The following is a 14,020-nucleotide window of genomic DNA, read 5'->3' on the forward strand; positions in this document are numbered from 1 at the left end:
CCCCGCCGACCGCAGCGGGCCGAGAGCACACCGCCGACGAGGAGCACCATGAACGCCACCACTGCCACCGCGACGTCCCGTGGATCCGGGGCTCCGGCCGATGCCGCCCCGCAGCGGCTCCTGCAGCGGCTGATCCTTCCCTACGAGTCCTCGCCGGACGTCGTCCCGCTCTACATCGAGGCCACCGACGCCCGCTCCGGCACCACCGGCAGCGCCCTGGGCCTCGGCGGAGGCGGCGAGAACGTGCGGCGCGCCGAGCCCGAGGCCCCGTCGACCCAGCCCGCCGCGAAGGTCGACATCCACGAGCTCAACGAGCGGCACTCGGTGAGCATCCCGGCGAACAGCATGCGTTCCTTCGGCACCTACTTCAACGCCTTCCCGGCCAGCTACTGGCGCAGGTGGACCCCGGTGCGCGCCGTGCGGCTGACGATCCGCACGGCTGGGTCCGGGCACCTCGTGGTGATGCGGTCCACCGCCCGCGGCACGCTGCAGCGCCAGGAGTCCCGCACCGTCTCCGGATCGGGCGACCAGGTCTTCGACCTGCCGCTGACGGCATTCGGCGACGGCGGCTGGTACTGGTTCGACGCCTACGCCGGGTCCGAGGACCTCACCGTCCTCGGCGCGGAGTGGACCGCCGATGCGAAGCATGCCCGCACCGAGGGCACCTTCTCCATCTCGATGACCACGATGAACAAGGTCGAGTACTGCCTGGAGAACATCCGCACGGTCGCCGAGGACCCCGATCTGCGCGATCTGCTCGACGTCATGTACGTCATCGACCAGGGCGCGGACCGTCTGAGCGACCACGCCGAGGAGCTCGGCGCGCTCCAGGACTCCCTCGGCGACCAGCTGCAGATCATCGAGCAGGGGAACATCGGCGGCTCGGGCGGCTTCTCCCGCGGCATGTACGAGGCCTCCACCGCGGGCGCCTCGACCTACGTGATCAACTGCGACGACGACATCGTCATCGAGCCGGAGTCGCTGATCCGCATGACCACCTTCGCGGACTTCGCGACCCGGCCCACCCTCGTCGGCGCCCACATGTTCGACCTGAACAACCGCTCGGTGCTGCACACCTTCGGGGAGGTCGTCGACCCCTGGCGCATCCAGCCCGCGGTCGCCATCCCCGACAGCACCACGGGACACGACTTCGCCCTGGAGCCGCTGCGCTCGACCCCGTGGCTGCACCGCCGTGCGGACGTCGACTACAACGGCTGGTGGAGCTGCCTGATCCCCACCGAGACGGTGCGCGCGATCGGCCTGAGCCTGCCGGTGTTCATCAAGTGGGACGACGCCGAGTACGGACTGCGCGCGAAGAAGGCCGGATACCCGACGGTCTCCCTCCCCGGCGCGGGCGTCTGGCACATGAGCTGGGTCGACAAGGACGACCTGGTGGGCTGGCAGGCCTACTTCCACGAGCGCAACCGCATCATCACCGCGCTCCTGCACTCCCCGTACGAGCGCGGCGGCCGCGTGGTCAAGGAGTCGCAGTTCATGGACGTCAAGCATCTGATCTCCATGCAGTACTTCACCGAGGCCGGTCGTCTGATGGCCCAGAAGGACGTGCTCGAGGGCCCCGACGCCCTCCACCCCTCCATCGGGACCAAGCTGCCCGAGATCCGCGCGATGGCGGCGTCCTTCGACGACGCCGCGACGAAGAAGGATCCGGACCTCTACCCGCCCATCCATCGGGACAAGCCCCCGCGCAAGGGACGTCCCTTCACCGAGCCGCGCCGCCTCATGCTCCCGGCCTGGACGGTGAAGACCCTCGCCAAACAGCTGTTCGCCGCGCCGACGCCGCAGGCCGAGGCGAACCCGCAGGCGGCGATCCCGCACCTGGACGCGAAGTGGTGGCGCCTCTCCGCCTATGACAGCGCCCTGGTCTCCAACGCCGAGGGCACCCAGGTGTCCTGGTACAAGCGGGATCCGCGACAGGTGCGCCAGATGCTCGCCGAGGCGGTCTCCGCCCATGTCGCCCTGCACCGCGGCTGGAACAGCCTGCGCGACCACTACCGCGAGGCATCCGCCCGCATCACCTCGTTCGACGCCTGGGAGAGGACCTTCGCCGAGAACCCGGCGCCGGTCCGCGACCGGGACCGGGACCGTGCCGAGAGCACGACCCCGGCGGCTCCCGGCGGAGGCACCGCGGCGTGAGCGACGCCGGTGCCGTGAGCTCGGCGCGGCTGCCCACGCGCGCCGAGCAGTCCGAGGGCTGGCGCGCGCCCGGGCAGGACGCCGGCTGGCTGAACCCCGTGCGGGAGCGGTTCCTGCTGCGGCTGCTGGTGCGCAAGGAGCTGCGGGTACGCTACCGCGGCAGCGCGCTGGGGATGCTGTGGAGCTACGTCAAGCCCGCGGTCCAGTTCATCGTCTTCTACATCGCGCTCGGCGTGTTCCTGCAGCTCCAGCGGGACACTCCCGCCTATGCGGTGTACCTGTTCAGCGGCATCGTGGCGGTGAACCTGTTCGGCGAGGTGTTCGGCAACGCGACCCGCTCGATCACGGGGAACCAGGCCCTGGTCTCGAAGATCTATCTGCCCAGCGAGCTGTTCCCCTGGGCGAGCATGATCGTGGCCCTGGTCCACTTCCTGCCTCAGCTGCTGGTGCTGGTGGTGGGGGCGCTGCTGTTCGGCTGGCTGCCCTCGACCACCTCGGTGATCGCCTTCGGTCTGGGCATGGTGATCCTGGTGGTCTTCACCATGGGCCTGGGCATGATCACCGCCGCCCTGAACGCCGCCTTCCGCGACGTCGAGAACTTCGTGGATCTCATCGTCATGGTCGCCACCTGGCTCTCGCCGGTGCTGTACCGGATCTCGATGGTCGAGGAGTCGATCGGCGGCACCTTCTGGTGGTGGCTGTACCAGCTCAACCCGCTGACCATCGTCGTGGAGCTCTTCCACGTCGCGTTCTGGCGCTATTCGGGGCCGGTGGTCGAGGGCATCGCCCTGGACCCGTCCCTCGCGGGGCCCGGTGAGCCCTTCGGCCTGTGGTGGGCCGGGCTGCTCATCGCCGCGGTCACCTTCGTGATCGGCACCGTCCTCTTCGAGCGCTCGAAGCGCCGCTTCGCCCAGGAACTGTGAGAGGAGCCGTGCGATGAGCCCGAACATCGACTCCGTGCCGGAATCCGCCGCGGTCCCCACCGACCGCGAGATGGTCCGCATCGAGCACGTCACCAAGCAGTTCTCGCTGCGCCACGACCACTCGCTCAAGGAGCTCGTCTTCTCCGCGCTGCAGCGCAAGAAGCTGGCCGACAGCTTCCTCGCCCTCGAGGACGTGGACCTCACCGTGCACGCGGGGGAGACCGTGGGCCTGATCGGCTTCAACGGCTCGGGGAAGTCGACGCTGCTGAAGACCGTCTCCGGAGTCCTCTACCCCGATCACGGGCGCGTTCTGCTCCGCGGCCGGGTCGCCGGCCTGATCGAGGTCGGCGCGGGCTTCCACCCCGATCTCTCCGGGCGCGAGAACGTCTATCTCAACGGTGCGATCCTCGGCATGACGCGGGAGCAGATCGACGCGAAGTTCGACGAGATCGTCGCCTTCAGCGAGATCGAGGAGTTCATCGACACCGACGTGAAGTACTACAGCTCGGGGATGTTCCTGCGCCTGGCGTTCTCCGTCGCGGTCCACACCGAGCCGGACATCTTCCTGGTCGACGAGATCCTCTCCGTCGGCGACGAGCCGTTCCAGCGCAAGTGCCTCGAGCGCATCCGGGAGCTCCAGGAGGCCGGCCGCACCATGATCGTGGTCTCCCACGAGCTGGAGATGCTCGAGAAGCTGTGCACCCGCATCGTCGTGCTCCGCAAGGGGCGCACCATCTTCGACGGCGACCCCACCGAGGCCGTCGCCACCCTGCGCGCCGGCTGAGCGGCCGCGCACGGCGGGGTCCGGGATCGGCCGGGTGCGGCGCGTCCTGCCTCAGGCGCGGCCGGTGACCGCCTCGTCCTGCTCCTGGCGTGCCGTGAGCGTCCCGGCCGGGCCGACGATCCCGCCGCCCGCGAGGAGCGCCGCGAGCACCTGGGGGAGGGACCTGAGCCCGTCGCCCTCGACGAGCAGACGGGGCGGAGCGTCGGCGGCGGGTGCGGAGCCGTCGTCCTCCGCCGTCGTGCTCTCCTGCGCCGCCGGACCGCTCCAGGCGGGCAGGGCGACGCCGAGCCGATCGGAGCTGCCGCGCACCTCCGCCAGCCAGTCGTGGACCAGAGGCGGCAGCTCTCCGCTGTAGCGGGGGGCGAGCGAGACGGCCTCGAGGGCGAGCACCTCGTCGGCGGTCTCGGCGAGCGGGGAGTCGGGGCGGTCGGTGAGGGCGGCACGCGGGGCGTGGGGCAGCTCGCCGAGGAGGTCCCCGGTGCTCTTCGCGCGCTCGGCCACCGTCACCTCGGCGCCCAGCGACCAGCACGCCAGAGCCAGCGCCAGCCGCTTCCAGTGCGGCGGGAGGTCCAGGATCACCTGGTCGGCGGGGGCGAGATCGATCTCGTCGTGCAGGTGTCCGATCGACTTGATCACCCAGTTCGCCAGCACGTGGCCGGACAGCTCGATCCGCGCGGCCTCGCCGTACCAGGCCAGGACCGGTCGCGGGCCGATCGACTCGAGGGCGCGGAGCAGCTGCGCTCCCATGTCCGGGGGCGGGGTGGTGGTCATGATGTCTCCTGGTCGGGGTCGGGCACGGAGATCTCGACGTCGATCTGCGGCAGGGGGAGGCCGAGGGACTCGGCCTGCAGCGCCGTGCGGATCCGCTCGGCGTGGGTCGCCGCATGGATCAGCGCGGCGTGGGAGGAGTCCGCGGCCGTCACCACGACACGCGACGGCTCGCCGTCGGCGGGCAGAGCACGGACGGAGGCGGTGGACGGCTCCTGGTCCGGGCGGGGGAGGGCGGCCACCGAGAGCGCGCGGTCGACCCGCTCCGCGACGGGCTCGGGGGACATGCGCGCGATCGGCTCCTGCTCGGGGGTCAGCCCGAGCGCGACCCAGACAGACTCGAGGCTCGGCCGGCGGAACCAGTCGTCGGGCCCGGTGCGGGAGAGGTCCCGGGCGGGCACGTCCATGGCGACGGCTCCGGGGACCCCGCGCACCAGGGCGGCCGGCACCCCGCTGGACTTCCCCTTGACGAGGTCCGCCGCGGCGGCGAGCTCGTCGGCCAGGTTGCGCACGGTCACGGTGAGCGGTCGGCCGTCGGCATCGGTCCCGCCCCGGAGGTCCTGCAGCGAGGCCACTCCGGCGGCGCCGAGCGAGATGTCTCCCACACCGACCCTCCACACGCGGGAGGAGGTGTCGGTCAGCAGCACGCCGAGCTCCACGCCGAGCGAGGCGACCAGCGCCTCCCGCAGCTCGCGCGCGCAGGCGTCGGGGTCCTCGGGCAGGAGCAGAGGACCGTCCGGAGCGTTGGAGGAGTCCACCCCGGCCGCCGCCATGACCGGGCCGGAGGGGATCTGCACCACCGAGGTGACGACCCGGGTGTGGAGGCGTCGGGCCACGGTGCGCACGGCGACGTCGGCGATGGCCCGGTCGCGCTCCTGCGGGGAGACGCGCAGGCCGAGGGCCTTGGAGACCACTTTCGTGGACAGGCACAGCACGTCGCCGCCCCGGGGGTCGAGAGGGGCCAGCGCCTCGCCGAGGAGGGCGGCGAGGTCGTCCCCGGCCCGGATCTCCCCGAGTCCGGTGACGGGCAGCACGTGCACGCCTCGAGGGGAGTCGGGGTGGGGGTCGGACGGGGCGGGACGAGCAGCGGGCACAAGGGCCTCCCGAGTCGTGGTTTCGGTGGTGACATGCAAGGCGACGCGCCGACGCCGCTTGACGGACCATAACTACACCGGTGTACTTTAGGCCCCGACGGCCTTCGGAGGTCACACCGTATCGGTGGTCAACGCAGCAGTGGAAGGAGTGGTGGCGATGGACGAGGACCATGTCGACGATGACACGCGTGCAGAGCTGTCCCTGCTCGACTTCGCCGGTGAGGACACCGACGAGGCCGAGCTGACCTGGCAGGAGCGCGCCCTGTGCGCGCAGACGGATCCAGAGGCGTTCTTCCCGGAGAAGGGCGGCTCCACCCGTGAGGCGAAGAAGGTGTGCGTCTCGTGCGAGGTGCGCGCCGAGTGCCTCGAGTATGCCCTCGAGAACGATGAGCGCTTCGGTATCTGGGGTGGGCTGTCCGAGCGTGAGCGCCGCAAGCTCAAGCGCCGGGTGGTCTGACATCCTTACCTGGTGAACGACCGGCACATCACCGCGGTCGTCCTGTTGCACGGGACGACGTCCGCATCGACCCATGACGCGCTGCGCGCAGCGCTGTCCGCGCAGACGCGCACCCCGGATCGGATCGTGGCCATCGCCCCCTCCGATCTGCCGGAGGACGTGCGCGAGCGCCTCGAATCGGATCTCGCCGCCGGGACGATCCACCGCATCCTCCCCGTCTCCGCCTCGCTGAGCCGCGCGGGTGCCGTCCGGGAGACGCTCGAGAGCCTCGACGACCTCACCGGCGCACCGACCACGGCTCCGGGCGAGCGGGTCGACGACGGTCCCGCCGGCCGCGCCGGCTCCGGCGATCCCGAGGTGCAGGGCGCCGAGGAGGACGGCCGGGCCGGGGGGCGTCGCGCGCGCGAGGTGGACAGCGCCGCCGTCGAACGGGAACGGACCCAGAAGGCGGAGGACCTCGCCAAGGTCCCGCTGCGGCTGCGCCGTCAGCGATCCCACTCGGGCCGTCGGGTTCGCGCCGCCGAGAGCGCGGCGGACGAGTCCTGGCTCTGGTTCGCCGTGGACGGGGCCCCGCCCGCGCCGGACGCGCTCGAGCACCAGCTGGAGATCATCGAGGTCTCGCCGAACACAGCCGCGGTGGGCGCGAAGCGGGTCCGCCACGCCGATCCCGACGCCGCCGAGGGCGATGAGCTCCTTGGCATCGAGGGCGCCGATGCGCTCGTGGACGTCGGCCTCACCCTCACCCACGGCGGGCAGATCATCACCGGCGTGGACCCCGGGGAGATCGACCAGGGCCAGGCGGACTGGCGTCACGACGTGCTCGCCGTGCCCCTGCCCGGGATGCTCGTGCGCGAGCGGACCCTGCGCGAGATCGGCGGCCTGGACCCGGATCTCCCCGCGCCGTGGGCGGAGATCGACCTGTGCCGTCGCATCTGGCGCTCCGGGGAGCGTGTGGCGGTGCAGTCCTCCGCCCGTGTCCTGCACCCGCATCCGACCCGGCCCCTGCTCGAGCGGCTCCAGGAGCAGCGCACCGGTCAGCATCTCGCGCTGCTCAAGCAGCGTTCGCTCCTGCATGCCCTGGTGACGCTGCTGGTGCTGCTGCCGCTGATGACCGTCGTGCGGATGCTCGGCGCCCTCGCCGCCTCCGTCCCTCGCGTCGCCATGATGGAGCTGCGCGCCTCGACGGCGGTCCTCCCGCGGGCACGCCGAGTCCTCGGCCGGGGCCTGCGCGAGCGCCGCTGGGCGCGCGTGCCGCGCGGCCGTCTCGCCCCGCTCTACGTCCCGCGCGGCGAGGGCCTGCGCCGCTGGGTCGACGACACCTGGACCCGGATCTTCGCCGACGACGACCGCCGGCGCCAGATCCGCCGCACCACCTGGGGGGTCGCCGGGACGCGCCACGGCCTGGACGACGCGGACTACGGCCGCCACATCGTGTGGACCGCCGTCGTGGCGCTCGTCGCGAGCGTGGTGGGGCTCGTGGCCCTGCGAGGTCTCTTCGGCCGTGGCGAGCTCTCCGGGCCCGGCCTGCTCGCGATCCCGCGGAGCCGCGCCGACCTCTGGGACGCGGCCTGGTCGAGCTGGATCCCCGGCGGGCTGGGGGAGCGCGGCCCGGCGGATGCGCTGGTCCGGCTGCTCGGGCACCTGCCCCTGGGAGGCTCCCACCTGATCGAGGTCCTGGTGTTCGCCGCCGTCCCGGCCAGCGCACTGTTCGCCTGGTGGGCGTCCGGGGCGCTCACGCGGGCGGTCGGGGCGCGCCTGGTGATCGCGAGCGTCTGGGCGCTGGCGCCGTCGCTGCTGACCGCACTGAGCGCGGGGGCCTGGCCGCTGCTGCTGGTCCATGTCCTGCTGCCGCTGCTCGCCCTCGCCGTCGGCCGCGCCATCGGGCTGCCGCACAAGGTCTCCCAGGCGAGCGTGTCCGCCGCGGCGGCCGCGGGGCTCCTGCTGCTGGTGATCGGCGCCGTCCAGCCGGTGCTGGTCGTGCTCGCCGCGCTGGGGCTCGTGCTGGTCGCGGTGGCGACGCCGGGACGCCGGCGCCGGCTCCTGTGGGTGCTGCTCCCGTCCCTCGCGCTGCATGCCCCCTACCTCCCCACGTACATCGGACAGCCCGGCACGGTGCTCGCCGTCGCGGGGACGCCGTCGAGCCCGGCGACAGCCTCCACCGTCGACCTGCTCGGCCTGTGGCCGGTGGCCCCCGGTCTGCAGAGCCTGCTCGAGCCGCTGGTGGGGGTGACCGCCGCCGGTCTCCTCCCGCTGCTGCCCGTGGCCCCGGTGGTGCTCGCAGCCCTGGTCGCGCCGCTGCTCGCCGGGGCCGCCGGACGCGTGGGCCGCTTCTCTCTCCTCCTCGCCGCTCTCGGCCTGCTGACGGCCCTGCTGGCCCGCAGCACCTGGACGGCGGTCGCCGACGAGCAGCTCGTCACCCCGTCGCTGCACACCCTGCTCAGCGCGGTCCTGCTGGCGCTGGCCGTCGGCGCCGGGGCCACCTTCGACGCCCTCGCCCGGCGCGAGGAGCGGGATGGCCGCGTCCGACGTCTGGTCACCGGCGCCGTGGGAGCCCTCGTCGCCGCCGCCTGCCTGGTCTCAGTGATCGGGTGGGCACTGGTCCTGCCCGGTCAGCTGCGGGTGGACCGCACCGAGGGCGGCGAGGTTCCGGCGGCAGCCGCGGACCAGGGCCGCACCGGCGCCCGCTCCCGGGTGCTCGTGCTCGAGCAGCGCTCCGACGGGACGGTGCAGGCCGACCTCGCCGTCCACGGCGGCGACACGGTGATCCAGCATGCGGTGGTGCCCGACGCCCGGGACGTGGACACCGTCCGCGCCGGGGATCCGGTGGACGGCGATCCCGCCTCGACCGCGCTGCGGGAGGCGGTGGCGGGGATGCTCTCCTCCACCGGCACGGCCGACGAGCAGGACGAGCACGCCGCGGTCCCCGAGCTCGCGATCTCCTACGTGGTGGTGCGCGGCGATCTCGAGGAGCAGACCGACCTCCGCGGGATCCTCGACAGCTCCACCGAGCTGGAGAAGGTCACCGAGGGCGACAACGGCGGGATGTGGCGTGTGCTCGACGCGTCGCCCCGCGCCGTCGTCCGCGGCGGCTCCGCACCGGTCGCGCTGGACAGCGGCGCCATCGATGCCTCCGGCACGGTGCCCGTCGCCGGCGACCCGCGCACGGTGGTCCTCGCGGAGCGCTTCGACACCGGGTGGCGGGCCACCCTCGACGGCTCCGAGCTCGAGCCCGTCGAGGTGGACGGCTGGGCGCAGGGCTTCGTGGTCCCCTCCGGCGCCGGGGGAGAGGTGGACGTGCATCGGGAACAGCCGCTGCGTCTGCTCTGGCAGGTGCTGCTCTACCTCGCCGTCGCCCTGACCGCGCTGATCTCGATCCCGTGGCGCGTCCGTTCCCGCTCGACGGAGGAGATGTATGGCTGAGAACTCCGCTCCGCACCCGGCGAGCGATCCCCGCCCGGCGCCCGCCGTCCGACGCGGCGGGGTGCGCCCCCTGCTCGCCCTCGCCTCGCTGGTCCCGCTCGCGCTCGCCGTCGCCGCCGTCTCCACGACCGACCGGCCGGATCAGACGACGATCGAGCACGCCTCCGCGCAGTCGCAGCCCGGAGCGAGCACCTCCTGGTGCCCCGGTCCGGTGACGCTGCCCGAGGAAGCCCTGGATGCAGGATCCGACGATGAGCTGGGCGTCACCCCTCCCAGCGCCGCGATATCGCTGCGCGCGGTCGCCGCCGAGCCCGCCGCCTCCGTGCTCTTCGGCCGGGTGAGCGCCTCGCAGACCCTGCAGGAGGAGGACGGCTCCGTCCGCGCGCCCAGCATCTCGGCGGAGGACGCCGACGGCACCGTCATCAGCGACCGGCCCGCCTCCGAGGACCTGGGCGTCTCGGTCCTGGAGGAGACGAGCTACACGGGCCGCCCGCACGTGAGCTCGGCGACCTCCGAGGGCGGCCGCGCGGTGGCCGACTCCGTCCAGAGCACCCTCACTGCCGACGGCGACTACCGCTCCCTGTCGCTGACCCGCTGCTCGGAGCCGGCCACCGAGGCCACCTTCCTGGGCGTCTCCACCGGGACCGGTTCCAGCTCCGTGCTCGTGCTGCGCAACCCCACCGAGCGCCCCGCCACCGCCTCGGTGCAGCTGTGGACCGCCGATGGCCCGGCGTCCATGGAGGGACGCAGCCAGGTGGTCGTGGCACCGGGCGAGGAGCAGCGCGTGCTGCTGGAGTCCGTGGCCCCGGGACAGGACGCCGTCGGCGTGGGCGTCTCCGTGCTCGGCGCGCCCCTGTCGATGCACGTCCAGAGCACCGAGCGGGACGGCCTGACCCCCGGCGGCGCCGAGATCCTCGCCCCTCTCGCCGCGGCGGACACCGAGCTCCTCATGCCCGGGGTGGACGTCGCCGGGACGGACCCCGCCCTCGTGCTCGCCAACTCCCAGGGCAGCGACACGAGCGCCTCGGTCGAGGTGGTCGGACCGGACGGGCCGGTCGACGCCGCGGCGCTCGAGGAGATCGACGTCCCCGCCGGGACCGTGGTCAGCACGCCGCTGGAGGGCCTGCCGGACGGCACCTACTCCGTGGTCGTCCGGTCCGAGGCCCCGCTGACCGCCGTCACCCGCAGCGTGCGCACCGGCGAGAAGCTGGCCGGGGACACCCTCGGCGCCCCGGTCGACTTCGCCCTGGTCTCCCCGGCGCCGGCGATCGGCTCGCAGGCGCTGACCGCCCTGCCCGGCCAGGGATCCGTCGGGCAGCTGACCCTGATCGGCACGGAGGACTCCGCGGTCACGGTGGTCCCGATCGCCGCCGACGGCTCCGCCGGCGAGCCGATCGATCTCGAGGTCTCGGCCGAGTCCACGGCCTCGCTGACCTCCGATCAGCTCGAAGTGGGCGGTCGGCGCGCCGTGGGCGTCACGGTGGTGCCCGAGGTCCCCGGCAGCGTCCACGCCGGGTGGACCCAGCGGGAGGGCGGCGGCGAGAACCCCTCGCTGATCTCGTCCTTCCCGGTGCTGCCCGTGCAGGGCGGACAGGACGCCGTCACGGTGCAGGTGGCTCGCTGAGCCGCAGAGCGGCGAGACGTCCGGCACACTCCGTCGGCCGGGGTCAGTCGGTCCAGGCCTCCGGGTCCACGTCCTCCGGGGCGATGCCGAGCAGCGCTCCGATCTGCTCGGCGAGCACCTGGCGCACCAGGGTCTCGAGCTCGTTCTCGTCCTCGCAGCGGGTCTGCAGCGGTCGCCGATAGACGATCACCCGGGCGGGATGCTCCCGTGAGGGCGGGATCACCCGCCCCAGCAGGACCCGCGCCTCCTCCCAGGGCGCCGGATCGGACGGAGGCACCTCCTCGACCATCACCTGCAGATGCTCGAGACGGCGGGGGAAGCGTGCGGCGAGCGCCGCACCGGCGTCCGCCACGAGGTCGTCGAAGCGTTCCCTGCGGGTGAGGTGCCCGGGCAGGTGGGGAGGGATCAGGTCCCAGCGTCGGCCTCGTCCGCGACGATCGCGGCGACGGGGACCCTGGCGGGGCCCCGGGGCACCGGGGCGCAGCGGCTGGACATCCATGGCCGCACTCTATCGGCCCGGAGAGCGAGCTCACCGTCCTGACGGGCCGTGGCCCGTGGTGCGGGGCGCGCTGTCGACCGCCCCCTCCTCCGCCTGCGTAGACTGCGGGGGTGCCTGCTCGAGAATGCTCCCGGACCGCCTGCTCCAGTCCCGCTGTCAGCTCGCTGACCTTCGTGTACGAGGATTCCACCGCGGTGCTGGGTCCGCTGTCGCGGCTCAGCGAGCCCCACGCCTACGACCTCTGCCGGGACCACGCCTCACGCATGACGGCACCCCGCGGATGGGAGCTGCTGCGGGTCGCCGGGGCGGAGGAGGTCAGCGACGATCTGGTCGCCCTGGCCGATGCCGTGACGCGTCGACAGGACCCCGCGGAGACCACCTCGCCCGCGACCGCACCGGGCTCCGGGCGGACCCCGTCCACCCGCCCGGGCGTCGAGCACCGCGCCCCCGGGCCGGGCGAGCAGACCTCGCCCCGCCACCTCCACGTCGTCAGGAGCCCCCGTGACTGAGCAGAGCACCCCACAGACCTCCGCCGCCCCCGGGCGCAGCGATCTCTCCGGCATCGTGCTCGCCAACGACGTGCGCGGCCGCGCCGGTGACACCCTCACACCGGAGATCGCCCGTGCCCTTGGTGCGGCCTTCGCCGACCAGCTGGATGCCCCCGCGATGATCGTCGCCCACGACATGCGCCTGAGCTCACCGGAGCTGTCGCGAGCGGTGATCGAGGGGGCCGTGCGTCGCGGTGCGATCGTCGCCGACGCCGGGCTGTCCTCGACCGATCAGCTCTACTGCGCCTCCGGCCTGCACCACGCCGCCGGCGTGATGGTCACCGCCTCCCACAACCCCGGCGGTGACAACGGCTTCAAGCTGTGCCTGCCGGGTGCTCGCCCCATCGGGCGGGACTCCGGTCTCGAGGAGGTCCGTCGCGGAGCCGAGGCGTATCTCGACGCCGGCGAGATCCCGCAGAGCGGCGAGGGACGCGCCGAGGGCATCGACACGCTCGAGGACTACGTGGCAGCTCTCCAGGGCCTCGTCCCCCTGCCCGCCGGGCGCTCCGTCAAGGTCGTCGTCGACGCGGGCAACGGCATGGCCGGGCGCACCGCGCCCGCGGTCCTGGGGACGCTCGACCAGGTGGAGCTCATCGGTCTCCACCTCGAGCTCGACGGCAGCTTCCCCCACCATCCTGCCGATCCGCTGCGGCCGGAGAACCTGCGCGACCTGCAGGAGGCGGTGATCCGGGAGGGGGCCGACCTCGGTCTCGCCTTCGACGGGGACGCCGATCGCTGCGTGGTCCTGGACGAGCACGGGACCCCGGTGCCGCCCTCGGCGATCACCGCCCTCATCGCTCAGCGGGAGATCGCGCGTGCCCGCGCGGGCGGGCAGGACCGACCGGCCGTGGTCGCGAACCTGGTCTCCTCCCGTCACGTCGCCGAGGCGGTCCAGGAGGCGGGCGGCGAGCACGTGCGCACCCCCGTCGGTCACACGCTGATCAAGACGATCATGGCCGAGCACGGTGCGGTCTTCGGCGGGGAGCACTCCGCGCACTACTACTTCCGCGACTTCTACTTCGCCGACTCGGGCATGCTCGCCGCCCTGCACGTGCTGACCGCGCTGGTCGAGACCGACGGCACGGCCTCCGAGCTGGTCTCGGCCCACTCCCCGTACGTGGCCAGCGGGGAGATCAACTCCCGCGTGGCCGACGCGCCCGCGGCCCGGGAACGGGTGCGCGCGCACGTCGTCGCTTGGCCCGGGGTGAGCACCGATGATCTCGACGGCCTCACCGTCGAGCACTGGGGTGAGGAGCTCCCGGCCGAGGAGCGGTGGTGGTTCTCGCTGCGCTCCTCGAACACCGAGCCGCTGCTGCGCCTGAACGTCGAGGCTGTGGAGGAGGCGACCATGGTCCGGATCCGGGACGAGGTGCTCGCGATCGCGACGGCCGACGCGACGGGGATGCCTGCTGCGGGCGACGGCGCTGACGACGCGGCCGACGGAGCCTCGGCGGTTCCGCTCGGGAACCCGGATGACACGAGGTCGGCTGACGAGACCTCGGCGGCCGTCGGCACAGGATCACCCGCCGGCACGGAGCTGCCCGCCGGCACGGAGCTGCCCGCCGGTGCGAGCGGCGCGGACGTCCCCGAGTGGGTGCGGTCCATCCTGCGCTGCCCCGACTGCGGCGGCGAGCTGCGCGATGTGGAGCGTGCCCTGCAGTGCACGAGCTGTGCTCACGTCCACCCGGTCGAGGGCGGCATCCCGGTGCTGATCGAGGGGCGGAACGAGGCTCCGACGCCGTCCTGAGC

The 14,020-nt window shown here is 73.2% G+C and carries 11 protein-coding genes; 8 read left to right on the top strand and 3 right to left on the bottom strand.

The window, feature by feature from the left end:
• Positions 1-48: 48 nt before the first annotated feature.
• Genes CFK41_RS06235 through CFK41_RS06245 form a run of 3 tightly spaced genes read left to right on the top strand, consistent with a single transcriptional unit; the run spans position 49 to position 3,861 of the window.
• Positions 49-2,154, top strand: coding sequence for a glycosyltransferase (locus tag CFK41_RS06235; protein ID WP_096798879.1), 2,106 nt, complete (start codon positions 49-51; stop codon positions 2,152-2,154).
• Positions 2,151-3,077 carry an ABC transporter permease gene (locus CFK41_RS06240; RefSeq protein WP_151904692.1) on the top strand — a complete coding sequence of 309 codons (927 nt, stop codon included), beginning with the start codon at positions 2,151-2,153 and terminating at the stop codon, positions 3,075-3,077. Before CFK41_RS06235 ends, CFK41_RS06240 begins: the two co-directional genes overlap by 4 nt.
• 13 nt (positions 3,078-3,090) lie before the next feature.
• Complete coding sequence (locus CFK41_RS06245; RefSeq protein ID WP_096798880.1) at positions 3,091-3,861, top strand: ABC transporter ATP-binding protein; 771 nt, start codon at positions 3,091-3,093, stop codon at positions 3,859-3,861.
• Positions 3,862-3,912: 51 nt separating this feature from the next.
• Here CFK41_RS06245 and CFK41_RS06250 read toward each other — a convergent pair whose 3' ends face one another.
• Together CFK41_RS06250 and CFK41_RS06255 are read right to left on the bottom strand one after the other, a co-directional pair.
• Positions 3,913-4,632, bottom strand: coding sequence for a TIGR03089 family protein (locus CFK41_RS06250; protein ID WP_096798881.1), 720 nt, complete (start codon positions 4,630-4,632; stop codon positions 3,913-3,915).
• On the bottom strand, positions 4,629-5,669 hold the full coding sequence (locus CFK41_RS06255; RefSeq protein WP_227873231.1) for a coenzyme F420-0:L-glutamate ligase: 1,041 nt from the start codon (positions 5,667-5,669) through the stop codon (positions 4,629-4,631). The genes CFK41_RS06250 and CFK41_RS06255 overlap by 4 nt, the downstream gene beginning before the upstream one ends.
• A gap of 211 nt (positions 5,670-5,880) precedes the next feature.
• Between CFK41_RS06255 and CFK41_RS06260 the strand changes: the two genes are divergently transcribed.
• From CFK41_RS06260 to CFK41_RS06270, 3 genes are read left to right on the top strand one after another with little or no spacing between them, the layout of a single operon-like run.
• Positions 5,881-6,180 (top strand): WhiB family transcriptional regulator, encoded by a 300-nt coding sequence (locus CFK41_RS06260; protein ID WP_096798883.1) that lies wholly within the window; start codon positions 5,881-5,883, stop codon positions 6,178-6,180.
• Between the two features lie 12 nt (positions 6,181-6,192).
• The gene (locus CFK41_RS06265) at positions 6,193-9,600 is read left to right on the top strand and encodes a hypothetical protein (protein WP_096798884.1); all 3,408 of its coding nucleotides are present in this window, start codon (positions 6,193-6,195) and stop codon (positions 9,598-9,600) included.
• A complete protein-coding gene (locus CFK41_RS06270; protein WP_096798885.1) occupies positions 9,593-11,224 on the top strand; it encodes a DUF5719 family protein in 1,632 nt (543 codons plus the stop codon). Before CFK41_RS06265 ends, CFK41_RS06270 begins: the two co-directional genes overlap by 8 nt.
• 43 nt (positions 11,225-11,267) lie before the next feature.
• Here CFK41_RS06270 and CFK41_RS06275 read toward each other — a convergent pair whose 3' ends face one another.
• Positions 11,268-11,723, bottom strand: a complete 456-nt coding sequence (locus tag CFK41_RS06275; protein ID WP_096798886.1) for a metallopeptidase family protein — start codon at positions 11,721-11,723, stop codon at positions 11,268-11,270.
• Between the two features lie 110 nt (positions 11,724-11,833).
• Between CFK41_RS06275 and CFK41_RS06280 the strand changes: the two genes are divergently transcribed.
• Together CFK41_RS06280 and CFK41_RS06285 are read left to right on the top strand one after the other, a co-directional pair.
• Complete coding sequence (locus CFK41_RS06280) at positions 11,834-12,232, top strand: DUF3499 domain-containing protein (protein ID WP_096798887.1); 399 nt, start codon at positions 11,834-11,836, stop codon at positions 12,230-12,232.
• Positions 12,225-14,018, top strand: a complete 1,794-nt coding sequence (locus tag CFK41_RS06285) for a phosphomannomutase/phosphoglucomutase (protein WP_096798888.1) — start codon at positions 12,225-12,227, stop codon at positions 14,016-14,018. The genes CFK41_RS06280 and CFK41_RS06285 overlap by 8 nt, the downstream gene beginning before the upstream one ends.
• Positions 14,019-14,020: the final 2 nt, after the last annotated feature.

Origin of the sequence: Brachybacterium ginsengisoli (assembly GCF_002407065.1) — a bacterium.
Taxonomy (GTDB): domain Bacteria; phylum Actinomycetota; class Actinomycetes; order Actinomycetales; family Dermabacteraceae; genus Brachybacterium; species Brachybacterium ginsengisoli.

Excerpts from the sequence above, each read along its gene's own strand:
- CFK41_RS06260 (WP_096798883.1), top strand. The coding sequence starts at position 5,881 with ATGGACGAGGACCATGTCGACGATGACACGCGTGCAGAGCTGTCCCTG.
- CFK41_RS06275 (WP_096798886.1), bottom strand. The coding sequence starts at position 11,723 with ATGGATGTCCAGCCGCTGCGCCCCGGTGCCCCGGGGCCCCGCCAGGGT.
- CFK41_RS06250 (WP_096798881.1), bottom strand. The coding sequence starts at position 4,632 with ATGACCACCACCCCGCCCCCGGACATGGGAGCGCAGCTGCTCCGCGCC.
- CFK41_RS06245 (WP_096798880.1), top strand. The coding sequence starts at position 3,091 with ATGAGCCCGAACATCGACTCCGTGCCGGAATCCGCCGCGGTCCCCACC.
- CFK41_RS06270 (WP_096798885.1), top strand. The coding sequence starts at position 9,593 with ATGGCTGAGAACTCCGCTCCGCACCCGGCGAGCGATCCCCGCCCGGCG.
- CFK41_RS06235 (WP_096798879.1), top strand. The coding sequence starts at position 49 with ATGAACGCCACCACTGCCACCGCGACGTCCCGTGGATCCGGGGCTCCG.